Source organism: Mesorhizobium sp. CA7 (assembly GCF_020165015.1).
Lineage (GTDB): Bacteria > Pseudomonadota > Alphaproteobacteria > Rhizobiales > Rhizobiaceae > Mesorhizobium.
Window position 1 is genome coordinate 90,766 of sequence record NZ_JAIUHH010000011.1, and the last position, 26,001, is coordinate 116,766.

At 64.9% G+C, this 26,001-nt stretch carries 25 protein-coding genes; 12 read left to right on the plus strand and 13 right to left on the minus strand.

Annotation, left to right across the window (positions count from 1 at the left end; genetic code table 11):
• Positions 1-53: 53 nt before the first annotated feature.
• A complete protein-coding gene (locus tag LB552_RS19430) occupies positions 54-1,040 on the minus strand; it encodes a cell division protein FtsX (protein ID WP_224607996.1) in 987 nt (328 codons plus the stop codon).
• Positions 1,033-1,692 carry a cell division ATP-binding protein FtsE gene (gene ftsE, locus LB552_RS19435; RefSeq protein ID WP_140632926.1) on the minus strand — a complete coding sequence of 220 codons (660 nt, stop codon included), beginning with the start codon at positions 1,690-1,692 and terminating at the stop codon, positions 1,033-1,035. Before ftsE ends, LB552_RS19430 begins: the two co-directional genes overlap by 8 nt.
• Positions 1,693-1,873: 181 nt before the next feature.
• Between ftsE and LB552_RS19440 the strand changes: the two genes are divergently transcribed.
• The 3 genes from LB552_RS19440 to LB552_RS19450 all read left to right on the plus strand — a co-directional run bounded on the left by LB552_RS19440 (position 1,874) and on the right by LB552_RS19450 (position 3,679).
• A complete protein-coding gene (locus LB552_RS19440; protein ID WP_224609463.1) occupies positions 1,874-2,506 on the plus strand; it encodes a hypothetical protein in 633 nt (210 codons plus the stop codon).
• A gap of 178 nt (positions 2,507-2,684) precedes the next feature.
• Positions 2,685-3,227 carry a hypoxanthine phosphoribosyltransferase gene (gene hpt / locus LB552_RS19445; RefSeq protein WP_095767471.1) on the plus strand — a complete coding sequence of 181 codons (543 nt, stop codon included), beginning with the start codon at positions 2,685-2,687 and terminating at the stop codon, positions 3,225-3,227.
• Between the two features lie 80 nt (positions 3,228-3,307).
• Entirely contained in the window at positions 3,308-3,679 is a 372-nt protein-coding gene (locus tag LB552_RS19450) for a response regulator (protein WP_224527434.1), read from the plus strand.
• On the opposite strand, the gene LB552_RS19455 is transcribed toward LB552_RS19450, so the two are convergent.
• Positions 3,662-4,627 carry a DMT family transporter gene (locus LB552_RS19455; RefSeq protein WP_224609466.1) on the minus strand — a complete coding sequence of 322 codons (966 nt, stop codon included), beginning with the start codon at positions 4,625-4,627 and terminating at the stop codon, positions 3,662-3,664. The two genes, LB552_RS19450 and LB552_RS19455, sit on opposite strands and share 18 nt — an antisense overlap.
• Positions 4,628-4,814: 187 nt before the next feature.
• On the opposite strand from LB552_RS19455, the gene LB552_RS19460 reads away from it, so the two are divergent.
• Positions 4,815-5,699 (plus strand): LysR family transcriptional regulator, encoded by an 885-nt coding sequence (locus LB552_RS19460; protein WP_224609469.1) that lies wholly within the window; start codon positions 4,815-4,817, stop codon positions 5,697-5,699.
• Here LB552_RS19460 and LB552_RS19465 read toward each other — a convergent pair.
• The 6 genes from LB552_RS19465 to argH form a co-directional block, all read right to left on the minus strand.
• The gene (locus tag LB552_RS19465; RefSeq protein WP_224609472.1) at positions 5,696-6,298 is read right to left on the minus strand and encodes a 2-hydroxychromene-2-carboxylate isomerase; all 603 of its coding nucleotides are present in this window, start codon (positions 6,296-6,298) and stop codon (positions 5,696-5,698) included. The genes LB552_RS19460 and LB552_RS19465 overlap by 4 nt on opposite strands.
• 71 nt (positions 6,299-6,369) lie before the next feature.
• A complete protein-coding gene (locus LB552_RS19470) occupies positions 6,370-8,985 on the minus strand; it encodes a TIGR02302 family protein (RefSeq protein ID WP_224609475.1) in 2,616 nt (871 codons plus the stop codon).
• A gap of 115 nt (positions 8,986-9,100) precedes the next feature.
• Positions 9,101-10,042 (minus strand): threonine/serine dehydratase, encoded by a 942-nt coding sequence (locus tag LB552_RS19475; RefSeq protein WP_224609478.1) that lies wholly within the window; start codon positions 10,040-10,042, stop codon positions 9,101-9,103.
• 29 nt (positions 10,043-10,071) lie between these two features.
• Positions 10,072-11,340: a diaminopimelate decarboxylase gene (lysA, locus tag LB552_RS19480; RefSeq protein ID WP_224609481.1), complete on the minus strand. Its 1,269-nt coding sequence runs from the start codon at positions 11,338-11,340 to the stop codon at positions 10,072-10,074.
• Positions 11,341-11,394: 54 nt separating this feature from the next.
• Entirely contained in the window at positions 11,395-11,601 is a 207-nt protein-coding gene (locus tag LB552_RS19485; protein ID WP_095767477.1) for a lipoprotein, read from the minus strand.
• 153 nt (positions 11,602-11,754) lie between these two features.
• Positions 11,755-13,155: an argininosuccinate lyase gene (gene argH, locus LB552_RS19490; protein WP_224609484.1), complete on the minus strand. Its 1,401-nt coding sequence runs from the start codon at positions 13,153-13,155 to the stop codon at positions 11,755-11,757.
• Between the two features lie 33 nt (positions 13,156-13,188).
• Here argH and tlpA point away from each other — a divergent pair, with 33 nt between their 5' ends.
• Positions 13,189-13,872, plus strand: coding sequence for a thiol:disulfide interchange protein TlpA (gene tlpA / locus LB552_RS19495; protein ID WP_224609487.1), 684 nt, complete (start codon positions 13,189-13,191; stop codon positions 13,870-13,872).
• Between the two features lie 9 nt (positions 13,873-13,881).
• Here tlpA and LB552_RS19500 read toward each other — a convergent pair whose 3' ends face one another.
• Positions 13,882-14,922, minus strand: coding sequence for an endonuclease/exonuclease/phosphatase family protein (locus LB552_RS19500; RefSeq protein ID WP_224609490.1), 1,041 nt, complete (start codon positions 14,920-14,922; stop codon positions 13,882-13,884).
• A gap of 240 nt (positions 14,923-15,162) precedes the next feature.
• Between LB552_RS19500 and LB552_RS19505 the strand changes: the two genes are divergently transcribed.
• From LB552_RS19505 to LB552_RS19525, 5 genes are all read left to right on the plus strand, one after another.
• Positions 15,163-16,515, plus strand: coding sequence for an extracellular solute-binding protein (locus LB552_RS19505; protein WP_224609493.1), 1,353 nt, complete (start codon positions 15,163-15,165; stop codon positions 16,513-16,515).
• Positions 16,516-16,684: 169 nt separating this feature from the next.
• Positions 16,685-17,569, plus strand: coding sequence for an ABC transporter permease subunit (locus LB552_RS19510; RefSeq protein WP_224609496.1), 885 nt, complete (start codon positions 16,685-16,687; stop codon positions 17,567-17,569).
• Between the two features lie 8 nt (positions 17,570-17,577).
• Positions 17,578-18,492 (plus strand): ABC transporter permease subunit, encoded by a 915-nt coding sequence (locus tag LB552_RS19515; protein WP_224609499.1) that lies wholly within the window; start codon positions 17,578-17,580, stop codon positions 18,490-18,492.
• Positions 18,493-18,503: 11 nt separating this feature from the next.
• On the plus strand, positions 18,504-19,604 hold the full coding sequence (gene ugpC / locus LB552_RS19520) for a sn-glycerol-3-phosphate ABC transporter ATP-binding protein UgpC (RefSeq protein ID WP_224546004.1): 1,101 nt from the start codon (positions 18,504-18,506) through the stop codon (positions 19,602-19,604).
• A gap of 47 nt (positions 19,605-19,651) precedes the next feature.
• On the plus strand, positions 19,652-20,449 hold the full coding sequence (locus LB552_RS19525; protein WP_224609503.1) for a phosphodiesterase: 798 nt from the start codon (positions 19,652-19,654) through the stop codon (positions 20,447-20,449).
• A gap of 151 nt (positions 20,450-20,600) precedes the next feature.
• On the opposite strand, the gene LB552_RS19530 is transcribed toward LB552_RS19525, so the two are convergent.
• The 3 genes from LB552_RS19530 to LB552_RS19540 form a co-directional block, all read right to left on the minus strand.
• Positions 20,601-21,683, minus strand: a complete 1,083-nt coding sequence (locus LB552_RS19530) for an ABC transporter ATP-binding protein (protein ID WP_095767486.1) — start codon at positions 21,681-21,683, stop codon at positions 20,601-20,603.
• On the minus strand, positions 21,680-23,254 hold the full coding sequence (locus tag LB552_RS19535) for an ABC transporter permease (protein WP_224609506.1): 1,575 nt from the start codon (positions 23,252-23,254) through the stop codon (positions 21,680-21,682). Before LB552_RS19535 ends, LB552_RS19530 begins: the two co-directional genes overlap by 4 nt.
• A gap of 174 nt (positions 23,255-23,428) precedes the next feature.
• Entirely contained in the window at positions 23,429-24,433 is a 1,005-nt protein-coding gene (locus LB552_RS19540) for an iron ABC transporter substrate-binding protein (RefSeq protein ID WP_224608047.1), read from the minus strand.
• Between the two features lie 204 nt (positions 24,434-24,637).
• On the opposite strand from LB552_RS19540, the gene LB552_RS19545 reads away from it, so the two are divergent.
• Positions 24,638-25,180: a sigma-70 family RNA polymerase sigma factor gene (locus LB552_RS19545; protein WP_095767489.1), complete on the plus strand. Its 543-nt coding sequence runs from the start codon at positions 24,638-24,640 to the stop codon at positions 25,178-25,180.
• Entirely contained in the window at positions 25,177-25,815 is a 639-nt protein-coding gene (locus tag LB552_RS19550) for an NrsF family protein (protein ID WP_224608050.1), read from the plus strand. Before LB552_RS19545 ends, LB552_RS19550 begins: the two co-directional genes overlap by 4 nt.
• Positions 25,816-26,001: the final 186 nt, after the last annotated feature.

Here is a 26,001-nt window from a genome sequence, read left to right on the forward strand (position 1 = left end):
TTGTCTTGTTTGTTTATAGCGCTTTGCGCCGGTTTCCGGATTGATCTCATCGGTCAGCCCGCATCCGGCTGGCGAACGTCGATGTCGCTGAGATAGGCGACAACGGTCGCATGCGAGGTGGCCGCGGTCAGCGCGCCGATCACCAGCACCATCAGACCGACGCCGAAATAGCCGGCTGAGCCGATGGCGAAATTGCCGAACAAAGCGGTTGCCTGGTCGGCCTGGGGCGTCGCCATGTTGCGCGACGACCACCAGGAAAAGACGATGAAGACGGCGATCGCCAGGGCGCCGCCGGCGGCCGCGCCCTTCATGCCGGTGACCAGGAAATGCCAGCGGAATTCGCGCGCGATGAAGCGCGCCTCGGCGCCGACGAAATGCAGCACCTCGATGATGTGGCCGTTGCCGGCCATGGCGCCGCGTGTGGCGAACACCACCGTCAGCACGGTTGCCGACAGCATCAGAACCAGAACGGCAATGCCGATCGTCACGGTCGTGCGCGCCATGGCGACCAGCCGGTCGACCCAGGTGCGGTGATCGTCGAGTGCCGCGGTCGGTATTTTCGGCGTGATGGCGGCGCGCATGGCGGCAAAATCGGGCGGGCTGGCCTCGTCGATGGTGACGATGATGAGCCGCGGCACCGGCAGCTCGTCAATGTTGAGGCCGCTGCCCAGCCACGGTTCCAGAAGACGCGCGGTCGCGTCGCGGTCGATGATCTTGGTGCCCTTCACGCCGGGGAACTCGCTGGCGATCTGCGAGGCCTGCGCAAGGGCCGCCTCCATGTCCAGACCGTCGGCCGGCTTGATCTGGATCGTCGCCTCGCGCGATATCTGGTTCTCCCAGACGGAGGCGGTATCGCGCACCAGCGTCACGGCGCCGAAGGTGAGGCAGGACAGGAAGGTCATGATGGCGATGACCAGCACCAGCGCCCGTCCAGCGATGTTCTGCGCCGGTACGATAGGCGCCGTCTTGCGCTGGACACGCCGGACCGTCGTCGTCTCGAGCGTTTCGTGCTGGAGGTGATCGGCCGGAAGGTCAGTCATAAACGTCCAACCTTCCACCGGCCAGGATCATGCGACGCGCATCGACCTGTTCCATCAGGCCGAGGTCGTGGGTGGCGATCACCACGGCGGTGCCCAGCCGGTTGAGCTCGATGAACAGTCTTAGCAGCCTGCGCGCCAGCGGCGGATCGACATTGCCGGTCGGCTCGTCGGCAAGCAGGATCTCCGGCTGTTCGATCAAGGCCCGGGCGATCGCGGCGCGCTGCTTCTCGCCGCCCGACAGCACCGGCGGCAGCACATGCATGCGGTCGCCGAGCCCGACCCATTTCAGCAGCTCGGTGACGTCGGTGCGGTAGGTCGCCTCCTCGCGCCCGCGCACGCGCAAGGGCAGGGCGACATTCTCGTAGGTCGTCATGTGGTCGAGCAGGCGGAAATCCTGGAACACCACGCCGATGCGGCGGCGCAGCAGCGGCAGCTCGCCGCGCGATATGCGCGAGCGGTCCTTGCCGAAGATTGTGATCAGGCCGCGCGTCGGCTTCAGCGACATGAACAAAAGGCGCAGCAAGGTCGTCTTGCCGGCGCCCGAAGGGCCGCTCAGGAACTGGAAGGAGCGCTCCGGAATGTGCAGGGAGATGTCCCGGAGGATCTCCGGACCCATGCCATAGCGGAGGCCGACATTTTCGAAGCGGATCACGTTCGGCGACCTGGAAACTCTCGGCGGCGACGCGCCACAATCTATCTTAACAGACCATCGGCCGGCATGGTTAACCGGCGGTTAATTTTGCAACGTCCAGCATGCATCAAAGCCATTCCGGTGGGGAAGCGTTAACCAATTGCGTTTACGCAAAAGAAACGAAGACTGCACTGGTGCCGTAATGGCTGACGAGAGAACCGCGCGCCCTGTTTCCGGCGAAATCATGACCGGCACGGCAACAAATGCCGCGCCGGAACGCGTCACGTTCGATGCGGCCGACATCGTCGATGCCGACTATGTGGTGCTGCCGCGTTTTGCCGCTTATCCAGAATCGGCACCGCCGCCGCAGATGCCGTCGACGCCATCGATCGGCGGCATGGGCATGCTGCGCAGACCGGAGGCGGCGCCGTCGCGATCCTCGCGTGGCGGTCCATTGTTCTGGATAGCCGGCGTCGGCATAGCGCTCGCATCCTTCTGGGTGTCGGGTGGTCATGCGCTGGTCCGGCAAAGCCCCTTTTGGACGACCGCCGCGCCGGCGAGCGCGCTCACCATCTCCGGCGTGACGTCGCGCATCGATGCGTCGGGATTGAAGCCGGTGCTGTTCGTGGATGGCGAGGCGGCGAATGACGGGATGAAGTCGGAAACGCTGCCGCCGCTCGAAATCCGCGTCACCGATAACAATTCCAATATCATCCGCTACAGGCTGGGGACATCGAACCGTTCGCTGCGCCCGGGCGAAAGATTCGGCTTTTCGAGCCGCCTCGATGTGCCTAAAGACGGCGTCAGGACAGTCTCCGTAATCTTCGCCGGCTAGGTGTGTCGATATTCAGGTGAGGCCGGCCTGCGAACGAGGGCTTCCTTCGCTTCCGGTGCTCACGTACTTCAAGTACGCTCCGCTTCGGTTCTCGGAAGCCATCGTTCTCGACTCGGCCTGACCTGAATCTCGACACACCTAGCGCCTGGCGTCCTAGGTGGTTTTGAAGGACAAAAGAATGCCAGTTGTACGCGGCAAGGACATCGAGGTCCTGTTTTCGGCGTCGGCGATCGCGCGCCGCAATCTCGAACTCGCCAAGGAAATCGCCGGGCGCGATTACCATGACCTGCTGGTGATCTCGATCCTCAAGGGCTCGTTCGTCTTCGCCGCCGATCTCATCCGCGCCATGCATGATGTCGGCCTGTCGCCGGAAGTCGAGTTTATCTTCATCTCCAGCTACGGCGCCGGCACGACCAGCGGCGAGGTCAGGGTGCTGCGCGACATCGACAACGAGGTCGCCGGCCGCGACGTGCTGTTGATCGACGACATACTCGAATCCGGCAAGACGCTTTCCTACACCCGCGACCTGATGCTTTCGCGCGGCGCCAAGAGCTGCGCCATCGCGGTGCTGCTCGACAAGCGCATGCGCCGCCAGACCTCGCTCAACGCCGATTATGTGGGCTTCGACTGCCCAGACTATTTCGTCGTCGGCTACGGCATGGATGTGGCCCATGCGTTCCGCGAGCTGCCGTTTGTCGGGGTGGTGAAAGGCGACGCCTGAGAAGGCGGCGCCATTCCGAAAAGCCGCCGATCGTTAGAATTTTCAGAAAACATCAACGTTTCGGCGGCATCTATCTCGGCATGGCAAAGCTTCTGATCGTCGAGGACGATGAGTCCGTCCGCACCCTCGCTGCCCGCGCGCTCGAGCGCGATGGCCATAATGTCACCATCGCCACCGACGGCGCGCAGGGGCTGGACATGATCCGGCAGGCGCGCGGCGGTTTCGATCTGGTGGTGTCCGACATCCGCATGCCGGAAATGGACGGCATCGAGATGGCGACATCGGCTGCAAGAGAGTTCCCGACGATGCGGATCATGCTGATGACCGGCTATGCCGACCAGCGCGAGCGCGCCGAGGAGCTCAACGGCATCATCCTCGACGTCGTGCAGAAGCCGTTCACGCTTGCCGAGATCCGTGGCCGCGTCGGCAAGGCATTAAGCTGCTTCGCTTGAGACCGCATCGGCCGTGACAGCGGCGGCCGGCGCCGCACTTCGCCGACGCCCGCCGCTGAGCGCAAGCAGGCCGGCGCCGATGATCAGCGCCGCGCCCAGCACCGTGGTTTCGCGCGGCACTTCGGCGAAGAACAGGAAACCCCACAGCGGCGACCACAGGATGCCGGTATATTCGAAAGTGGCGACGCGATTGGCCGGCGCCATCCGGTAGGCCTGCGAGAGCAGGATCATGCCGGCGGACGCGACGAGGCCGCAGGCGGCCATCTTCAGGAAGTCCGGCATTGTCGGCCATACCCATGGCCGCACCAGGAATTCGACGCTCGGATGCGCCGCATGGGTGATGCCGGCAAGGTGGAAGACGGTTGCGACGGCGATGGCGCCGCTGAGATAGGCGCCGTTCTGATAGAAGGCCATCACGGTCGATGATTCGGTGTCGCCGATACGGCGCGCCATCAGTTGCGAGAAGCCGTAGAGGAAGGCCGAGCCCAGCGACAGCAGCGCCGCCCAGTCGAACACGCCGGCGCCGGGACGCACCATCACAAGCACGCCGACCAGGCCGATCAGCACCGTCGACAGCATCTTCCATGAGACGCGCTCGCCGAGATAGGGACCGGCCATCGCCATGATGAACAGCGGCGCCATGAAATAAAGCGCCACCGCATCGGCCAGCGGCAAGGCGGCGATCGCCAGATAATAGACCGTGTAGGACGAGAACTGGATGAAGGCGCGCAGCGTCAGCATGCCTGCCCGCTTCGACAGCACCGCCTTCAGGCCGACGTCGGCCTGGACGAGCACGATCAGGATCGGCAGCGCGACGATGGCGCGGATCGCCATCACCTCGGTCACCGGATAGCCGCCCGAAACCGCCTTCACCAGCGGATCCTGCAACGAAAAAACCAGCACGCCGAGGCAGAGGCTCAGAATGCCAAGCACCGTCCGGTTCTGCATGATCGATCCAGCGAAAAAGAACCCGCCACCATTTTCAGGCAGCGGGTACGAGTGAGGACTCTTCGATTGGTCCGCGACCGATTTCGCGGCCGCATATCCAATGGGTGTCATGACTATCCTGCGGCGTTTGACATCTGGCAAACGAATTGGAATGATGCCAGCAATCAACTTTGCTTATGGCGACTCGATGCGACCAGTCCTCGACAGCGACCTCTTGCGCACCTTCGTGGCGGTGGCCGAAACCGGCAATTTCACCCGCGCGGCGGAGAAAGCCGGGCGCACGCAATCGGCCGTGTCCATGCAGATGAAGAAGCTGGAGGACATGGTCGGCGACAATCTGTTCGAGCGCGGCTCGCGCGGCGTGGCGCTGACGCGCCGCGGCGGCGAGCTCATCGCCAACGCGCGCCGCATCGTCTCGCTGCTGGACGAGACCGCTGCCTCGCTGGTGGCGCCGCCGCTCGGTGGGCTGGTGCGCATCGGCATTCCGGCCGAGTACGGCCGCTCGATCCTGTCGCGGGCGCTGGGCGAATTCGCCAAGCGCCATCCGCGCGTCGAGGTCACGGTGCGCTACGCGCATTCGGATTCGCAGGTGCGGGCGCTCGCGGCCGGCGAGCTCGACCTCGCCGTGGTGTTCGAATGGGAGGGCTCTTCCGGCGGCGAGGTGCTGATGCACGACCCGACGGTGTGGGTGACGTCGACGCTGCACCACATGCATGAGGAACGGCCGGTGCCGATCGCGCTCTACAGCCGCAACGGCTGGTGCCGCGACTTCGCCATCAAGTCGCTGCAGCAGCGCGGCCTCGACTACCGCGTCGCCTACACCAGCGACACCAATGGCGGCCTGACGCTGGCCGTCACGTCCGGCCTGGCGATCGCGCCGATCTCGCGCAGCAACATCCCGCCTGATTGCCGCGAACTGACGGCCGCCGACGGTTTCGGCGACATCGATTCCTCCAACGTCGTCCTGCATCGCAATCCGCTGGCGACCGGCGAGGCGATCGACGGCATGGAGAACGCCATACGCGAGGCGTTCATGCTGACCAGGCAGGCGGGCTCGGCGGCCGGGCTTTAGTCCGGCGGGCCACTTTCAATCTGCCTGAGCCAGCGCATGGCATCATCGAGGCGATCGTCGCCCCAGAACAGCTCGCCATCGACGAGGAAACTCGGCGAGCCGAAAATGCCGAGCGTCTTGGCTTGTTCGGTCGCGGCGGCGAGGTCAGCCTTGGCGGCATCGCTATCGGCCTCCCGCAGGATCGGTTCCGGTTCCTGCCCCGCTTTCTTGATGCTTGCCGAGATGTTCGGCTCGCTGCCGGCCGGCTCACCCATCTCGAACCAGCGCCGGTAGCTCTCCCTGGCATAGGCCTCGCACCAGCCCTCCCGCGCGGCAATGACGGCGACGCGATTGGCGCGCTCAAGTTCGGCAAGCGGGTAGGGCGCGGGCAGTTTAGGCACCATCCTGTACATCGCCGCGCGACGCTCTATGTCGCGCCACATATAGGCGGCCTTCACCGGTTTCTTGGCGAAGGGGATATTGTCCATCTCGATCATGATCGAGCGCACGTTGAACGGCCGCCAGCGGAACTCGATGCCGGTCTCAGCCTGGATCTTCGCCAGTCGCATCACCGAAAGGTAGGTGTAGGTGCTGCCGATGGAAAACCAGAAATCGATCATCGCCCTGTGCTCTCGGCCATGACGCTACCGGTTCTGAATGTGCAGGGCAATCTCGCAACGCCGATGACGGACTATTTCAGCTCCAGCAGCCGCTCGAGATAGCTGCGCTCGATATCGGGGCTGAGCGCGTTGCCGAGCCGTTTGCGGATCGCGTCGAGGATCTGGCGCGCGCGCTGGACGTCGATCTCGTCGGGAACCTTGACCGAGGTGCCGTCATCGGGACCGTTGGTGGCGCGCGGCCTCCCCAGCGGGTCGCGGTCGGCGTCCTGCTGGCGGCCGCCCTGCTCGCTGCCGCCCTGGTCGCCCTGCATGGCCTGCATCTGCTTCATCATTTCCTTGGCACCGCGGCGGAGCGCCTCCAGCGCGCGGCCCTGGTGGCCGACGGCCTGGTCGCCGTCGCCCTGGCCGAGCGACTGTTCGGCATTGCCCATCGATTTGCCGGCCTCGCCAAAGCCCTCATTGGGCTCCATGCCCATGCCTTCGAGGCCTTTCTTCAACTGATCGAGCTCGCTCTGCAACTGGCCCTGGCCTTCCTGCAGCTGCTTCAGCGCATCGGCCAAATCCTTCGGCGACATTTTCGGCCGGCCCAGCGGATCGCGGTCCTGGCCGGGACCGGGCCGCTGCTGCTGGTCGTCGGACTGGCCCTGTTCGCCATCCTCGCCAAGCTGCTGCTGCTCGCCGCCTTCGCCACGCTGCCCGCGCTGCATCTGGTCCAGCCGGAAGGTGTCGTTCATCATTTCCTGCTGGCGGCGCATGATATCGCCGAGCTTGTCCATCTGCTGGCGCATCTCGCTGTCCTGCTCGCCGCCCGGCTGCTGGCGGCCGGCCTGCAGGTTGTTCATCATGTCCTGCAGCTCGGAGAGAAGCTGCTGGGCCTTGTCGCGATCGCCCGATTTGGCCAGATTCTCGATCTGGTCCATCATGCGGTCGATATCGCTCTGGCGCAGCTCGCGGCCGTTCTGCTGCATCTGCGGCGCGTTCGGGTTCTGCTGCGCGCGCTGGGCGAATTCCTGCAGGAACTGGTTCATCGCCTCGCGCAGTTCCTTCATCGCCTTTTCGATCTCCTGATCGCTGGCGCCGTTCTTGATGGCGTCCTGCAACGCCTGCTGCGCCTGGCGCAGCCGCCGCTCGGCGGCCGACAGATTACCTTCCTCAATGCCGAGCGCGATCTCCCACAGATAGGACACGACGTTGCGCAACTGATCGTCGCTCTCGGAGAGCTTCAGCCGGCTCCTCGCGCTCATGATGGCGAGATAGTTCGACATGTTGTCGAACGTGTCCTCGGGCCGCAGCGTGACCGCCTCCATCAGGTCGAGAACGCGCGGCTTGGCATTGGTGTCGAGCGCCACCAGCCGGCGCTGTTCGATCACCGCTCTGGCCAGCGGATTGGCGAAGGGCCGCTCCGGCATGACAAGCGTTTTGGTTTCGCTGGTCGCGGTGTGGCCGGCGTCGTCCGTTGCAGTGAGCGTCAGCTTGATGTTGCTGCCGGCCCAGACATGCTCGGTCAGGTCCTTGGTCGTCTTGGCCGCGCTCGGCTTGCCGCCGCGGCGCGGCAACGTCAATGGCATGTCGGGCGCGCCGTAAAGCGGATGCGCGTTGGCGGCGGGCGGATCCGAAAGCTCGAAAACGGCCTTGGCGGAGGCTGCACCATAGTCGTCGGCGATCTCGTAATTGAGCTCGATGACGCCGTTGACGGCGCGCTTCGGCTCGCCGACGAAGCGGATCGTCGGCGGCTTGTCGGGAATGACGGCAAAGGCCCAGTGGCCGAGATCGCCTTCGCCGGATTTCAGCGTCAGCGTGCCGTTGGTGTTCAGCTTGCTGGAGAACTGGCGCACTTTTGGTGCGGTCTGGCCGGCGGCAGGCGCGGGACCTTTCGGCGCGGCGGGCTCGATGGCGCGGTCATTGCCGCCTTGATCGGCATAGCTCAGCGTCTCCTCGCCCGAACCGCCAGTGACGCGCAGCGAGATGTCGCTGCCTTGCGGAACGGAAAAGGTCTGGACGGCCTGGTTGGCATCGGCCGTCAGGAACACCGGCGCCTTGCCGGTATAGGCAGGGGGCGTCACCCAGGCGTCGATGCGCGGGGGCACGGCATCATGCGAGGCGCGCGCGACGAAACCGTCGCTGACCCTGCCGCCAAAGGGTCCGAAGGAGAAGGCAAGCGCCGTGACGAACAGCAGCCCCGCCACGGCGCGCAAGCCCCAGCGGTCAAAGTCCGGCACGCCGGTGCGCGGCCGGTCGGCGCCGAGGCTGGAAAGCCGCTCGGCCATGCGCTTCTGGTGCTCGCGCCACAACGCCTGCGAGAAGATGCTCTCGGCGCCGCTCGGCCGGTCGGTCTGCACCTGCACCGGGCTGTGCAGCAATTCGTTCGCCGCTTCGATGCGCCGGTCGATCTCGGCTGCCGAGGGCATGCGGAAGAAGCGCAGCGGGTAGAGCGCGGCGACCGCCGCCAGCCCGAACAGGATCAGAAAACCGACGCGCGCCGCGTCGGGCAGGCGCGGGAACAGGCCAAACCACGAAAAGCTGAAGAACAGGCTGGCGACGACCAGCAGCGGCAGCACGAGCGGCCAGGCGCGCTCGAAGGTCATCGAGGCCCGCGTCGCCAACCGGCTGAGCGCCAAGCGCCCTGCAAAGCCGCGTCCATCGCTGGCCCGGCTGCGTTCGCCGCTGGAAATGGGTCGTTCGGTCATCGGCCCTTCCTGCCCGGGCACGATAGCCCGGACGTCATCGCCAGAAGGATACCAGCAAACACGGCAAAGGCGAGGCGGGTTCCAAAAAACGTGAAGCGGTTTGGCCGGGTTATGATCAGAAATTGGCGAGATTCGTGTTCGAGCCGCAGACGAGGACCGCAACGCGCTCGCCGTCTCCGGGCACATAGCGTCCGGAAAGCATGGCGGCGAAGGCGGCGGCGCCACCCGGCTCGGCGATGATTCGCACGCGGTCCCACAGCGCCTTCTGCGCCGCGACGATGTCGTCGTCGCTGACCAGGATCGAGCGCTCGACGAAGGCTTCGGCGATCGGAAACATCATTTCGCCGACGCGCTTCGGCGCCAGCGAATCGGCGGCGATGCCTTCGGCGGGCGCATCGACCGGCTCTCCTGCTTCCAGGGCGCGGTAAAGCGTCGGCGCCCCCTCGGGCTCGATGGCGACGATGCGGATGCGGCCAGCGAACCAGGCCGCGATGCCGCCGATCAGGCCGCCGCCGCCGACCGCGACCAGCAGCGTGTCGATCTCGGGCAGATCGGCCTCGATCTCCAGGCCGAGCGTGCCCTGGCCGAGCAGCGTTTCTTCCTGGTTGAAGGCGTGCACCTGCAAGGCGCCGGTGCTGGCCGCGAAGTCTTCGCTGGCGGCCAGCGCTTCGGCATAGCGCGCGCCGCCGACGATCAGCTCGGCGCCGTAGCCGCGAATGCGCGCGAGCTTCGCCGGCGGGCTGACTTCGGGCACGAAGATGGTCGCCTTGTGCCCGAGCTTCATGGCGGCGTAAGCGACGGCGGCACCATGATTGCCGCCGGAAGCGGCGACCACGCCGGCTTCGGGCACTCGGCGTTCGAGCAGGTTGGTGAAGGCGCCGCGCGCCTTGAACGAGCCGGAATGCTGGAGGCATTCGAGCTTCAGGTCGGCCGGAAAGGCGGGCCGGTCGAAATCCGACATGTCGACGCGCATGATCGGCGTGCGGCGCACATAGCGCCGGATGCGCCGCTCCACGGCGGCGATGCGTTCGCGCGTGATCGTCTTTTTTTCCAGCATGGCCAGCTCCTTAAGGCGCGCCGCTTGGGTTACTTCAGCCAGTCGGGGACCGAATCCAATCCAATCAGGTCCTCATAGGTCTGGCGCGGCCGCACGACGTGAAAACGGTCGCCGTCGACCAGCACCTCGGGCACCAGGAGCCTGGTGTTGTAGGTGCCGGCTTGCACCGCGCCATAGGCGCCGGCGGTGGAAACCGCGATCAGGTCGCCCGCCTTCAATCTCGGAAGATCGCGGTCGAGACCGATGAAGTCGCCGGTCTCGCAGACCGGGCCGACGACGTCGACCTTCATGCGCGGCGTAGAGGCGGGCGGCTGCACCACCGGCCTGATGTCGTGGAAGGCGTCATAGAGCGTCGGCCGGATCAGGTCGTTCATGGCGGCGTCAACGACGAGGAAGTTCTTGGCGTCGCCTTCCTTCACGTAGATGACCTCAGACACGAGGATGCCGGCATTGCCGACGATCAGGCGGCCGGGCTCGAACATCACCTTCAGGCCGAGCTTGGTGACGTGCTTCCTGACGATTTCGGCGTAAGCGTCGGGCAAAGGGGGCGGGCTGTTGTCGACGCGGTAAGGAATGCCGAGGCCGCCGCCGAGATCGACATGCTCGATCGCATGCCCGTCGGCGCGCAGCGCTCCGACCAGCTCGACCAGCAATGCGAAGGCATCGTCGAAAGGCTGCAATTCGGTGATCTGGCTGCCGATATGGGTGTCGATGCCGGTCACCTTGATGCCCGGCAGTTGCGCGGCGCGGGCATAGACCTGCCGCGCGCGCTGCCACGGGATGCCGAACTTGTTCTCGGCCTTGCCGGTCGAGATCTTCTTGTGAGTCCTGGCATCGACATCCGGATTGATGCGCAGCGAGACCGGCGCCACCTTGCCGAGCGCGGTCGCTCGCGCCGACAAAAGCTCCAGCTCAGGCTCGGATTCGACGTTGAAGCAGAGAATGCCGGCCGAAAGCGCAAAGTCCATCTCGCGCGCCGTTTTGCCAACGCCGGAAAACAGGATCTTGCCGGCCGGGATGCCGGCGGCCAAAGCGCGGCGCAATTCGCCTTCGGAGACCACGTCGGCGCCGGCGCCCTGCCTAGCCAGCGTCCTCAGCACGGCCTGGTTGGAATTCGCCTTCATGGCGTAGCAGACCAGCGCGTCGAGGCCGGAAAAAGCCTCCTTGAAGACGCGGAAATGCCGGGTCAGCGTCGCGGTCGAATAGCAATAGAAGGGCGTGCCGACCTCGGCTGCGATGTCGGGAATGGCGACGTCCTCGGCATGGAGCACGCCGTCGCGGTAGTCGAAATGGTTCACGGGTTCGGTTCCGGAAAGTTGAAGCTCGATGAGACCGGGTCAATCTCACCGGCTCTACAGCAGGGGATCGAGGATGAACTTCCTGTCCTTGACCGGTTTTTCCGGCTCGGGCGGCACCGGCTGCTTGGCGCGTTCCGCGTCCTTGCGCGCCTGCTCCGCCGCCTCATAAGGCGTGTCGAGGCCGGTCTTCCTGCCGCAGGCCGTGACGGTGACTACCGCAGCCAGCAGCGCCAGCGTCACCAAAATCCTGCTACGGGTCATCGATCCATCCGTTCGAAACTGATTGCGTGCTGCGCTTTTAGCCGAGTTTTCAGCGCTTTGCATCCCGGCAATTTAAAGGGCGGCGCGCTTTAAATCTTTGTTTTGATGCATGTCGTTCTCCCAGAACCGCTGCACACTTCTGGGCGACATGCATTAAGCCTTGGCGAGCCGCCTTTTCCAGTAGCGGACCTGCTTTCGCACTTCCGATGGCGCGGTGCCGCCGAAGCTTGTGCGGCTCTTCACCGAATTCTGCACGGCAAGCACCGAGAAGATGTCGTCGGTGATGCCCGGATGGATGGAGCGCAGGTCGTCCAGCGAGAGCTTCTCCAGCCCGACCTTCTTCTCCTCGGCCAGCGCCACGGCGCGGCCGGTGACATGATGGGCTTCGCGGAAGGGGAGGCCCAGATTGCGCACCAGCCAGTCGGCCAGATCGGTCGCGGTGGCGTGGCCGGCGCCTGCGGCCTTCTTCATGGCGGCGGCGTTGACGGTCATGTCGCGCACCATGCCGGCGGTCGCCGCCAGCATCAGGTCGAGTGTCTCGGCGGCGTCGAAAACCGCTTCCTTGTCCTCCTGCATGTCCTTGCCGTAGGTCAGCGGCATGCCCTTCATCACCGTCAGCAGGCCGACGAGATGGCCGTTGACGCGGCCGGTCTTGCCGCGCACCAGCTCGGCGGCATCCGGGTTCTTCTTCTGCGGCATGATCGAGGAGCCGGTAGAGAATGAGTCCGACAGGCGGATGAAGCCGAATTGCGGCGTCGACCAGATGATGATCTCCTCGGCCAGCCTGGACAAATGCGTCGCGCAGATCGCGGCGAGGCTCAGGAACTCGAGCGCGAAATCCCGGTCCGAGACGCTGTCCAGCGAATTGCGCGTTGGCTCGCGGAAGCCCAGCGCCTTCGCCGTCATGTGGCGGTCGATGGAAAAGCTGGTGCCGGCAAGGGCCGCGGCGCCCAGCGGGCTTTCATCCATGCGCTCGATGGCGTCGCGGACGCGCGAGAGGTCGCGGCCGAACATCTCGACATAGGCCATCAAATGGTGGCCGAAGGTCACCGGCTGCGCCGCCTGCATATGGGTGAAGCCGGGCATGACGGTTGCCGCATGTTCCTCGGCGCGTTCCAGGAACGCGGCGATCAGGTCCTTCAGCGCCCGGGCGACGCGCTGGCATTCCTGCTTGACCCAGAGCCGGAGGTCGACCGCCACCTGGTCGTTGCGCGAGCGAGCGGTGTGCAGGCGTCCCGCCGCCGGGCCGATAAGGTCGGCAAGGCGGGCCTCGACATTCATGTGGATGTCTTCGAGCTTGGTCGAGAATTCGAACGTGCCTGCCTCGATCTCTTTCAGGATCGTGTTCAGTCCGTGAGCGATTTTTTCTTGATCGGCGGCCGAAATAATGCCCGTTTGAGCCAACATCTCGCTATGGGCGATCGATCCGCTTATGTCCTGCGCATAGAGCTTGCGGTCGAAGCCGATCGACGCGTTGATCGCTTCCATGATCGCGGCCGGACCCGAGGCAAAACGTCCGCCCCACATCTGGTTGCTGGCCTTCTTGTCGCTCATCGCTATAACCCGTGCTCCGGAGCAGTTTTGAAAATGGCAGACGGCAAGAGATTGTTTTTTCCGACTACGCGCCTCATCCTCGCCGCTCTGGTGGCGGGCGTGCTGGCCGGCGCGGTCGCGGTATATGTCAGCGAGAGCGGTTCTGGCAACAACGCTCCCGAGAAGGCCGTCGCGGTCGCCGGCAAGGACGATGCCGCCTGCGCGCCAAAGGCCGCCCGCGCCAAGCAGGTCGCCGCCAAGGCCGTCGGCCAGGTCGCGGCTCTGCAGCCGGCCGATCCGCCGCAATCGCTGAAGAGCTTGGCCTTCAACGGCCCCGACGGCAAGCCAATGACAATTGCCGACTATGCCGGCAAGACCGTGCTGCTCAATCTGTGGGCGACATGGTGCGCGCCGTGCCGCGCCGAGATGCCGGCGCTCGACGCGCTGCAGAAGGAGAAGGGCGGCAAGGACTTCGAGGTGATCGCGGTCAATGTCGACACCGGCGACGATACGAAGCCGAAGAAGTTCCTCAAGGAAATCGGCGTCGAGACGCTCGGCTTCTACCGGGACTCGACGATCGCCCTGTTCAACGAGGCGAAGAGGCGCGGCCTGGCGCTCGGGCTTCCCGTGACCATGCTGATCGACGGCGAAGGCTGCCTGATAGCGCATATGAACGGCCCGGCCGAATGGTCGAGCCCCGACGCCAAGCGGCTGGTGGAAGCGGCGCTCGAGCCCTGATCGTGGCCGCTATCTTACCCGCACCGTAACCACCAGCGCCTCGTGGTCGGCGCTCGGGCTGCCGTCCGGCAACACCGCCGGCAGTGTCTCCGGTGCGCTTGCCGCGAGGCCGCGGGTGAAGAACCAGTCGATATGGCCGGTGGGCGTGCTGTCGCCCGCCGGGCGCCGCTGCGTCGGCTTGTCGAACGCATTGGCGTCGCGCCAATCGTAGCCGCGCCCGGCCATGACGGCGAAGAGGGGCTCGTGGCGGTCGGGGCACATCAGCCGGTCCGGCTCGGCATCGATGCAAGCCTGCCATGCTGCCGGGTCGGTGTGACGCTCTTCATAGGTTGCGGTCAGCGTGTTGAAATCGCCGCCGATCAGGACCGGCGCTTCGGCGTCATACCTGTCGATGGCGTCGAGGAGGTGGCGCGTCTGGTCGGCACGGTCGGCAGGCGTCGTACGGTTCTCGAGATGCACCGAGACGACGGTGACGCGGCGGTCGCCGACCATCACCTGGCCGCCAAGCGCCATGCGGCCTCCGACGCGCGGCTGGCCGTGCTCCGGCAGGAACCAGGCGCCGGCCGCATCCAGCCGAACGAGGAAAGGCCGCAGCAGCGGGACGGCGCTGGTTATGGCGTTGCCATGGAAGCCCTCGATGTTCTCGGCGCCGCCATTTGCCGCTTGCTCCGCCTCATTGCCGGTGCCGAGTTCGAGGAACTCGACGCCATAGGCATAGGAATGGCCTAGACGATCGGCAAGCCGGCTCAGAAGATGGCCGTTGCCGGAGCGCGCCATGCCCTTGTCGACTTCGGACAGCAGCACGACGTGCGGCGCCCGGCCGGCGATCGTAGTAGCGATGGCATCGACATGACGCAGCCGCTCGACGTTCCAGGCCATGACGGTCAGGCTTTCGCCGGCGCTCTCGCGCGACGCCTTGCCGCCGATCTCGATCTCGCCGAGGGCGGGAACGGCAGCCGCGTGGCGCAGATGGGCGGCGCTGTCGCGCGGTCCGTCCCGCATGGCGTTGCGGGCGGCGACGGGCACGTGCGTGAGCTGCGGGACCAGCATGTCTCTTCTCATCCAGTTAGCCGGTTAATCACGGAGGCCTTTTCGCCGCCTGGCGGCGCCCTAGCTCTCTAAAGCGCCGATGTGACGTTTTCATGCCGGCGCGACCGCTGCCAGGGGAGGAGAGACTGGCTGTCCACGAGGGCTTCGAGCCCACAACAGAACTGTCACATACCTTCTCTATGAGAGCGGGCAAGGACTTGCGCAAAACCTTGTCACACTGCCACTCAAGAGGGAAAAACCATGACGATCATCAAGCGGGGCTTTGCCGCCCTTGCCGCCGGCGCGCTCAGCACCGCGCTTGCGGTTCCTGCATTTGCGGAGCCGGTCAAATTCGATTTCTGGTTCGGTCTTTCGGGCGATCTCGCCCGTGTCGTCGATACGCTGTGCAAGAACTTCAACGAATCCCAGAAGGACTATCAGGTCGTCTGCACCAGCCAGGGCAATTACGACGCCACGCTGCAGAACACGATCGCCGCCTTCCGCGCCGGCAAGCAGCCCACCGTCGTCCAGGTCTATGACGTCGGCACCGCCACCATGATGCTGTCGGGCGCCTATAAGCCCGCCGACAAGCTGATGGAAGAGAACGGTTACAAGATCGACTATAGCGATTATTTCCCCGGCATCGCGCGCTATTACGCGACCTCGAAGGGCGAGATGCTGTCCTTCCCGTTCAACTCGTCGACGGCGCTGATGTACTGGAACAAGGACGCCTTCGCCAAGATCGGCAAGACCGAGGCGCCGAAGACCTGGGAAGACGTCGCCGCCGACCTCAAGGCGCTGAAGGACGCCGGCTATGATTGCCCGATGGCGATCAACATCTCGGCCAATGAAAGCTGGCAACTGATGGAGCAGTTCTCGGCGCTGCACAACCAGCCGATCGCCACGAAGAACAATGGCTATGACGGTCTCGACGCTCGTCTCGAAATCAACAAGACCAAGTTCGTCCAGTACGTCACCGATCTCAAGAAGTGGTATGACGCCGGTTTGGTCAAGATCAAGTCCAAGGACCTTGGCCAGGACATGGTTCAGGCCTTCGCCACCGGCACCTGCCAGCTCATCCTGACCTCGGTCGGCGATCACGGCACGGTTGGCCGCACCCAGAAGGAAGGCATGAAATGGGACGTCGCCGAGCTCCCGGTCTATGCCGGCACCGAGCGCAAGAACTCGCTGGTCGGCGGCGCTTCGCTGTGGGTGCTGTCCGGCAAGTCGGACGCCGAATACAAGGGCGCGGCAGCGTTCCTCAACTTCATCCACGACCCCAAGACCGCTTTGTTCTGGTCGACCAACACCGGCTACATCCCGGTGACGAAGTCGGGCTTCGATTTCATGAAGTCCAACGGCTTCTACGACAAGGCGCCCTATAAGGGCCGCGAAGTGGCGATCGCCAGCCTGACCGCGTCGGAGCCGACCGAGATCACCCGCGGCATCCGCCTCGGCAACTTCACCCAGATCCGCGCCGAGTTCGGCACGCAGATGCAGGCGATCTTCGCCAACAAGGTCAGCGTGCAGGAAGGCCTCGACGCGCTGGTCAAGAATGGCGACGCGATCCTCGAGCGCTTCCAGCAGACCTATCCGGGTAAGACCCTGCCCTGATCCCGGATACTGGAACGGCCGCCCGCCGAGTATCGACGGGCGGCCATTTCATATGGGTTTTTGATTTGGGCATGTCTTTGTCTTCCGAAACCGGTACCCACTTTCGGGAGACATGCCTTAGTCTTGTGCCGCGCGAGCGGGTTGGCGGTTCAACGACATCGGCGGATCGATGGAAAAACGCGTCACTTTCAGCAAATGGACGATCGGCATCCTGTTCGCGGTGCCGCAGCTAATTCTGATCTTCACCTTCTTCTACTGGCCGGCCGGGCAGGCCGTGTACTGGTCGCTGACGCTGCAGCAGCCCTGGGGCGGCGGCAATATCTGGGTCGGGCTCGACAATTTCCGCTCGATCCTGTCCAACGCCAGCTACTGGGACTCGATCACCGCCAGCATGATCTTCGCCGGCATCAGCACGGGACTTGCGATGACAATCGCGCTGGTTCTCGCCGCCTTGACCGACCGCCAGCTTGCCGGCTCATGGCTTTACCGCGTGGTGCTGATCTGGCCTTACGGCATCGCCGCACCGGCGCTGGCGCTGGCGTTTCGCTTCATCCTGGCACCGGAAGCCGGCTTCATGGCCGTGGTCAACCAAGTCTGGCCCGGCTTCTGGGACCCCGGCCTTGACGGCACCGACGCCATGGCCTCGATCATCATCGCCTTCTCGTGGAAGTATGTCGGCTATAATTTCATCTTCTTCCTCGCCGCCTTCCAGGCGATTCCGCGCTCGCTGATCGAGGCGGCGGCGATGGACGGCTCCGGCGCCATCCGGCGCTTCTGGGATATCCAGTTTCCGCTGATCACGCCGACCATCTTCTTCCTGCTGGTCATCAACATCACCGAGAGCTTCCAGGATTCCTTCGGCATCGTCGACATCATGACCGCAGGCGGACCGGCCAACGCCACCAATCTGATGGTCTACAAGATTTATTCCGACGGCTTCAAAGGCCTCGATTATTCGGGCGCCGCCGCGCAGAGCATCATCCTGATGCTGCTCATCATCGCGCTCACCATCGTCCAGTTCCGCTTCATCGAGCGGCGCGTGCATTATCGTTGAGGCGGGCCATGGTCGAGCGCACCCCGATCCTCAATTTCTTCACGCATCTGATCCTGTTCGTCGGCTTCGTATTCTGCGTGGCGCCGTTCGTCATCGTAGCGGTCGCCGCATCGCATAATCTGAAGGACGTCAACGACGTGCCGATGTCGCTGCTGCCGGGTAGCGATTTCTGGGTCAACATCAGGACGGCCTGGACGACCGCCGATCTCGGCCCGAAGCTGTTCAATTCCTTCATCATGGCGTTTGGCGTGGCCGCCGGGAAAGTCATCATCTCGGCGCTGACCGCCTTCTCGATCGTCTATTTCCGTTATCCCGGCCGCATGCTGATGTTCTGGCTGATCTTCATCACGCTGATGCTGCCGCTCGAGGTGCGCATCGTGCCGACCTACGCGGTGGTCGCCAACGTGCTCGAGCCCTATCAGGCGATCATGGACCTGACCGGCCTCTCCTGGCTGATCGAAAAGGTCTCTGGCGTGCAGGTTTCGCTCAGCCTGGGACTGCTCAATTCCTATAGCGGCCTGATCCTGCCGCTGGTCGCGACCGCCACCGGCACCTTCCTCTACCGCCAGTTCTTCCTGACCGTGCCGGATGAGTTGACCGAAGCGGCGCGCATGGACGGCGCCGGTGCGCTCCGCTTCTTCGTCGATATCCTGCTGCCGCTGTCGCGCAACAACATGGCGGCGCTCGGCACCATCATGTTCCTGTGGGCCTGGAACCAGTATCTGTGGCCGTTGCTTATCACCACCGACCAGTCGCATGCGATGGCGGTGACAGAGCTGAAGCAGCTCATCCCCAATGTCGGCGGCGCACCGGAATGGCATATCGCCATGGCCGGCACGCTGATCGTCATGCTGCCGCCGCTGATCGTCGTGGTGCTGATGCAGCGCTGGTTCGTGCGCGGCCTGATCGCCACCGAAAAATAAGGAGACGGAAAATGGCCTCCATCACCATTCGGGGCGTCAAGAAGAACTACGCCAAGACGCAGGTCGTGCATGGCGTCGACCTCGACTTCGCTTCGGGCGAATTCGTCGTCATCCTCGGGCCGTCCGGTTGCGGCAAGTCCACGCTGCTTAGAATGATTGCCGGGCTGGAAGAGATTTCCGACGGCACGATCGCGATCGACGGCACGGTGGTCAACAAGCTCGAGCCGCGCGAGCGCGGCTGCGCCATGGTGTTCCAGAACTACGCGCTCTACCCGCATATGAGCGTGGCCCAGAACATCGGCTATTCGCTGAAGGTCGCCGGCGTTCCGTCGGCCGAACGCGCCCAGCGCGTCCAGGCGGTTGCGCGCGTCCTGGAGCTGGAGCACCTGCTCGACCGCAAGCCGATGGCGCTCTCCGGCGGCCAGCGCCAGCGCGTCGCCATGGGCCGCGCCATGATCCGCGAGCCGAAGGTGTTCCTGTTCGACGAGCCGCTCTCCAACCTCGATGCCAAGCTGCGGGTGCAGATGCGCTCCGAGATCCGCAAGCTGCACCGGCGCCTCAGCGCCACCTCCGTCTTCGTCACGCACGACCAGGTCGAGGCGATGACGCTGGCCGACCGGCTGGTGGTGATGAATGGCGGCCGTGTCGAGCAGGTGGGCACACCGGCGGAAGTCTATAGCCGGCCGGCCAGCCGCTTCGTCGCCACCTTCGTCGGCGCGCCGGCGATGAACATGCTCGAAGGCACCGTCACGCTCGACGGGCTGTCATTGCTCGGCGGCAGCCGCAAGCTCAACGTGTCGCGCACGGGCGTTCCCGTGGGCGCGAAAGTCGCGGTCGGTATCCGGCCGGAGGCGGTGCGCATGGTGGCGCCGGGCACGCCGGGAGCGCTTGCGGCGACCGTCGACCTCATCGAGGAATTGGGCGCCGGCCGCGTCGTCTATGTCGATCTCGACGGCGCGCCGTTCTCTGTCGTGACGTCGGAGATCGTCCACTCCGAACCGGGCAGCACGATCGGCCTGCAGTTCGCCGAAGCGGACCTGCACTTCTTCTCCTCGGAGACGGGCGGCAGACTCGACGTGTTCAAGGCCTCGGTGCCGGAACCGGTGCTGTAAGGCGGGCCTTGCAAGGCTGACTTTGCAATTATCTGAGGGTTCACGGAATGAAGATCATCCAGGTCACCGACGTCCATCTCGATCGTCGGCGCCAGATACGCTATGGCGCGGATCTGAACGAGCGGCTCGATCGCTGCATAGATCATATCAATGCTCGGCATGGAGATGCGGCGCTCTGCATCTTCACCGGCGATCTGGCCGACGACGGCGAAGCCGAGAGCTATGCCGATTTGAAATCGGCGCTGAGCCGGCTCACTGTGCCTTACCAGCTGCTGCCTGGAAACCATGACCGGCGCGCCAATCTGATCGCCGCCTTTCCGGATAACGGGACGGACGGCAACGGCTTCGTGCAGTCGGTGCTCGACACGCCGGAAGGGCGCCTCGTCTTTCTCGACAGCATGGCGGAGGGCCGCGTCACCGGCGAGTTGTGCGACAACCGGCTTGCATGGCTCGACGCACGGCTTGGCGAGGCGGCAGGCAAGGCCGTTTATATTTTCCTGCATCATCCACCCGTCGAGCTTGGCCTCACTCTGCTCGACCCGCTCGGCCTCGAACAGCCGCAGCGGCTCATCGACGTGCTGACCCGCCACGGCAATGTCCGCTACATCTTCTTCGGCCATGTCCATCGCGACATCGCCGGCACCGTCGCCGGCATTCCGTTCTCGGTGCAGCGCGGCCTGCATGCCCGCTTCATGCTCGACCTGGTCGGCGACGAAGTGGTCGAGCAGGCGCCGCCCGCCTATTCGATTATCCTGATCGATGGGCAGCGCGTGGTCATCCACAGCGTTGATTTCCTGGAGCAATGGCCGCTTTGGTCGCCTGCAACTGGGCAGCGCGTGCGCTGAGGCATGCCGATATTCAGGTGAGGCCGGCCTGCAAACGGCGGTTTCCTGCGCTTCCGGTGCTCACGTACTTCAAGTACGCTCCGCTCCGGTTCTCGGAACCCGCCGTTTTCGGCTCGGCCTGACCTGAATCTCGACACGCCTCAACCCCGACCTAAGCAAAGACATGCGCCTTGCCGGTGACGGTCAAGCGCACGATCTCGCCGATCTCCGGCGCGTCCATGCCCGTCCTGCGCAGGATCAGCGGCGTGTTGCCGATGGCGGCCGCATCGGGCGGGTCCGGGCTGTTGAGCAGCCGCACCGCGACGGTGCAGACCGAACCAGCGAACTCGCAGTCCGTCACTTCGCCGAACAGCATGTCGGGTGTGCCCGACATGCCTTCGCGCGAGGTCCGTTTGAGTAGGATCTGCTCGGGCCGCAGCATGATGCGGGCGACATCGCGCCGTCCCTTCGTGTCGACGGCGATGCGGCCGAGCCGCGAGACGGCGAAGCCGTCCGCGATCCTGGCCGGCACGATGATGGCGTCGCCGAGGAACTCGGCGACCATCCTGTCCCTGGGTTGGAAATAGAGCTCTCGCGGCGTGCCGACCTGCGAGAACAGCCCTTCGCGCATCACCGCCACCTGGCTGGCGAAGGACAGCGCCTCGGCCTGGTCGTGCGTGACCAGGATGGTGGTGATGCCCGCCTCTTCCAGAAGCTCGGCCACCGCCTTGCGCATCGAAGCGCGAAGCCCGGTGTCGAGCGCCGAGAACGGTTCGTCAAGCAGCATCAGCCGGGGCTTCATCGCCATGGCGCGGGCAAGCGCCACGCGCTGCTGCTGCCCGCCGGAAAGCTCGTGCGGCCGGCGCTTCAGGATCGCCTTGTCCAGTCCGACGATATAGGCGAGCTCGACGATATGCTCGGCTCGCTTGTCGGCATTCCGCGGAATGCCGAAGCCGATATTGTCGGCGATGGTGAGATGCGGGAACAGGGCACCGTCCTGGGCCACCACGCCGATGCCGCGGCGATGCGCGGGCACGGCCGCGCCGCCGTTGGCGAGCACCTTGCCGTCGAGTGCGATGCGGCCGCGGTCCGGCGCCTCGAAACCGGCGATCAGCCTGAGCAAGGTGGTCTTGCCGCAGCCGGAAGGCCCGACGATCGCGGTGCGGCTGCCGCTTTCCACCGCAAGGTCGACGCCGGCGAGCGCCGTCACCGGGCCGTAGCTTTTCGCGACGCCGCTGAGTTCGAGAAAGCTCATCGTCCGGCCATCCGCTTCGACTGGATGTAGAGCCACCAGGTCATCGGCAATGACATCGCCACCATGATCAGCGCGTAAGGGGCGGCGGAGGCGTAGTCGATCTCGCCGCTATAGGACCAGAATGCCATCGCCAGCGTGCGGGTGCCGTTGGGCGCCAGCATCTGGGTGGCGGTGAGCTCGTTGGTGATGCCGAGCGCCACCATAGCCATGCCGGCCGCGGCGCCCGGCGCCGAAAGGCGGATGGTCGTCGACCACAGCGCCTTGACCGGCGGACGGCCGAGGCTGGAGGCGGCGCGCTCCAGCTCCACCGGCGCCTGCGCGATCGAGGCGCGCAGGCTTATCAGCGCGCGCGGCAGGAACATCAGCGCGTAACCGAACAGGATGGTGAACAGCGTCTGGTAGAGCGGCAGCACGACGCGCACTGTGATGGTCACCAGCGCCAGCGCGATGACCACGCCCGGCAACGCGCCGACGATATAGTTGCAGCTCTCGAGCAGGCGCTGCAGCGGCCCCGGCGCGCGGATCGAAATCCAGGCCATCGGCATGGCGGCAATTGTCGCGAGCACCGCGCCGGCAATGGCGAGGAACAGCGTCTGGCCGAGCGCCAGCCCGATCTCGTCCCAGCGCCAGACTTCGGTGCCCCCGGCAAGCAGCCAGCGGCCGACCGTGACGAAGGGCACGCCGAGCGACAGCAGCGCGACGCCGGCCGGCAAAAGCAGGCAGGGCAAGGTGGCGCGGCCGAGGCGAGCACGCTGCTGCTTGCGCGCGGCGCCGGAACCGACGCGGGCATAGCGCTCCTCGCCGCGTATCATCACCTCGAGGGCGAGCAGGAAGAGGCAGCAGACCACCAGCACGGCGGCCAGCATGTTGGCCGCCGGACCGTTGAAGGTCGACTGGAACTGGTCGACGATCGCGGTGGTGAAGGTGTCGAAACGGATGAAGACATAGAGGCCGTATTCGGCCAAGAGATGTAGGCCGACCAGCAGCGAGCCGCCGCAGATGGCGAGCCTCAGCTGCGGCAGCACGACGCGCGCGAAGACCCGCCACGGGTCAAGACCGAGCGCCGCGGCCGCATCCTCCAGCGCCGGATCGAGGCGGCGCAGCGCGGCGGCGATCGGCAGGTAAAGGAATGGGAAATAGGCGATTACGGAGACCAGCACGCCGGCCCACAGCCCGTGCAGGCCCGGAACGAAGCTGATCCAGGCATAGGAGTGCACGAAAGCGGGGATGGCGAGCGGTGCGACCGACAGCCAGGACCACCAGCGGTTGCCCGGCAGGTCGCTGCGCTCTGTCAGCCAGGCCAGTACCACCGACAGCACGATGGCGATCGGCACCGTGACGACGACGAGGAGCACGGTGTTGACCAGCAATTCGCCGACGCGCGGGCGGAAGATCAGCGCCGCCGCGGTGTCCCAGCCGGTCTGGATCGCGACCCAGACGATGAAGGCGAGCGGCAGCAGCGCAACGAGCGAGATGAGGGCCGCGGCGAGCGTGATCCACGACGCGGACCGGTGCTTCTTCATCCCGGCCGCCGGCAGCATTGCCGGCGTCATGTCGATCGCCGATTGCATCAGGCAGGCCGCTGGGTCGCCTCCGCCTGCCGGCGGAAGCGGTGCGATGTGACACTCGGGCGGGTCGAAGCGCAGTCGACTGTCATCGACGAGGCGATCTCCAAACAAAACGCTCCCGCGGAAGGCAAATTGCCGCGGGAGCACGGTCGTTCGCCCTTTTAGGACGAACGCGAACTAAAGCAAGCCGGCTTGCGTCATGAGTTCGATGACCTTCTTGGAATTCAATCTCGCCGGATCCACTTTCGGCGCCTGCAGATCGGCCAGCGGCACCAGCTTCGGGTTGGACTGGGCATCCTTGCCGACCGCATATTCATAGGACGTTCCGGTCTTCAGCACGTCCTGGCCGCCCTTGCCGGTCACCCACTTCAGGAACGCCTGGGCTTCCTTCGGGTGCTTGCTCGACGCCAGCACGCCGCCGCCGGAGATCGACACGAAGGCGCCCGGATCCTGGTTCTTAAAATAATGCAGGGCGACATTCCGGCTGTTTTCGCCGGTCTTGGCCTGATCGCCGAAATAGTAATAGTGATAGATCACGCCGCCATCGATCTCGCCGGCATTGACCGCCTTCATCACTGTCGAGTTGCCCTTGTAGGCGGTGAAATTCTCCTTCATCGCCTTCAGCCAGTCGGCGGTAGCGGCCTCGCCCTTGAGTTCAAGCAGGGCGCTGACAATGGCCTGAAAGTCGGGGCCGGACGGCGAGGCGGCCCAGCGGCCCTTCCAGCTCGGATCGGCGAGATCGAGCAGCGACTTCGGCAACTGGTCTTCCTTCAGCTTGGCCTTGTTATAGGCAAAGACGGTGCTGCGGGCGGCAACGCCGACCCATTTGCCAGTCGACGGCTGGTATTCCTGCGGAACCTGCGCCAGCGTATCGGCGTCGACCGGCGCGAACAGTCCGGCGGCCTCGACCAGCGCCATTGCCGGCGAATTCTCGGTCAGGAACACGTCGGCCGGCGAGGCCGCTCCCTCGGCGACGATCTGGTTGGAGAAGTCGCTGTCGCCGCCATTGCGCAGCGTGACCTTGATGCCGGTTTCCTTGGTGAATCCCTTCGCCCATTCCTTGGCCAGGCTCTCATGCTGGGCATTGTAGACGATGATGCCTTGATCCTCGGCCATGGCCGGGCCGGCGATCAGGCCGAGCGCCAGCACGGCGCCGGCAAGCGTGGAAAGGGCAATTTTCATGGGCATCGTCCTCACTTCGAGACAGGGGTTTTGGGCACGGCTGCACCTATCAATACATGATTGTTATAGTCAACATTGCGACCCTGCTTCAATCGGTCGCCATTCCGCAAACTTTCGTGATTTTGCGGCAGTTTGGCTTGGACATTATTTCGCCGGCCACGTAACAAACCAGGGCCGAGACGCGAACATTGGGGGTAAACTCTTGTGACCGGCAAGGACGAGGCCGAGCTTTCCCGGCTGCTCAGGGCCGCGATCGCGGGAGACGAAAGGGCGTATGCCGACTTTCTGCACGGGATCGCCGCCCTCGTTCGCGGCTTTGTCCGGCGCAAGATCGTTCAAGGCGGGGTCGATCCCGAGGATGTCGTGCAGGAAACCTTGCTGGCCATTCATGTCAAACGCCACACCTGGCGGCCTGATGCGCCGGTGCTGCCCTGGGTCTATGCGATCGCCCGGTTCAAGCTGATCGATGCGTTCCGCCGGCGCGGGCGGCGCATCGAGGTCGAGATCGACGAGATCGCGGAAACCTTCGCCGAGCCGGAGGCGGAAACAGTGAGCGAGCGCGACATCAACCGGGCGCTAGACGGCCTGCCGCCGGCGCAACGCTCGGTGGTGGCATCGATCTCGGTCGATGGCCATTCGATCGGCGAGACGGCGAGCAAGCTCGGCATCAGCGAGACGGCGGTGCGCGTGTCGCTGCATCGCGGCCTGGCCGCGATCGCCAAACGGTTTGGACGAACAGCGACATGAGGACAGAGGATCTCATCAAGGCGCTCGACGCCGATGCCCGCGACGAGGCGATGCCGATGGGCAGGGCCTGGTGGCTGGCGGTCGGCGTGGCCATGGCGATCGCGGCGATGGTCTTCTTTGCGACCATCGGGCCGCGTCCCGACATCATGCCGGCCATGCACACGATGCGCTTCATGTCCAAATTCGTGTTCACGCTGACGCTCGCCGCCAGTGCCTTCGCGTTGATTCGCGCGCTGTCGATGCCGGGTGCTTCGACCAGGCGGGCGATGACCTCGATGATTGCCGCACCGCTTCTGGTGGTGCTCGCGGTAGTTCTCGAGCTTTTCGTCGTGCCCGAGGCCGATTGGGGCAAGCGGCTCATCGGCTCGAACATGATGATCTGCATGAGCTTCATCCCGCTGATCGGCATCGGCCCGCTGGCTATCTTCCTCGGCATGCTGCGCTATGGCGCGCCGACGCGGCCGGTGTTGGCGGGCGCGGTGGCCGGCCTGCTCGCCGGCGGGCTCGCGGCGACCTTCTACGCCGCGCATTGCTTCGATGATTCGCCCCTCTTCGTCGCCACCTGGTATACGGTCACGATCGCCTTCCTGACCGCGCTCGGCGCGCTAGGCGGACGGTTTTTCGTCCGCTGGTAGGATTAGACACCGATCCTTCGGTACAGTTTTGAAACAGTACCTTAATCATACCGGCAATTGTTTGCCGGTTATCGGAGCGGCCGCTGCCGCTCATGCAACCATTCCTTAAAATCGATCCGCCAGAGTTGTGGCAACGCGCAGTCGCGCATTGGGTGGGATCGCATTGTGGCGTGGTTGAGTTGGAAA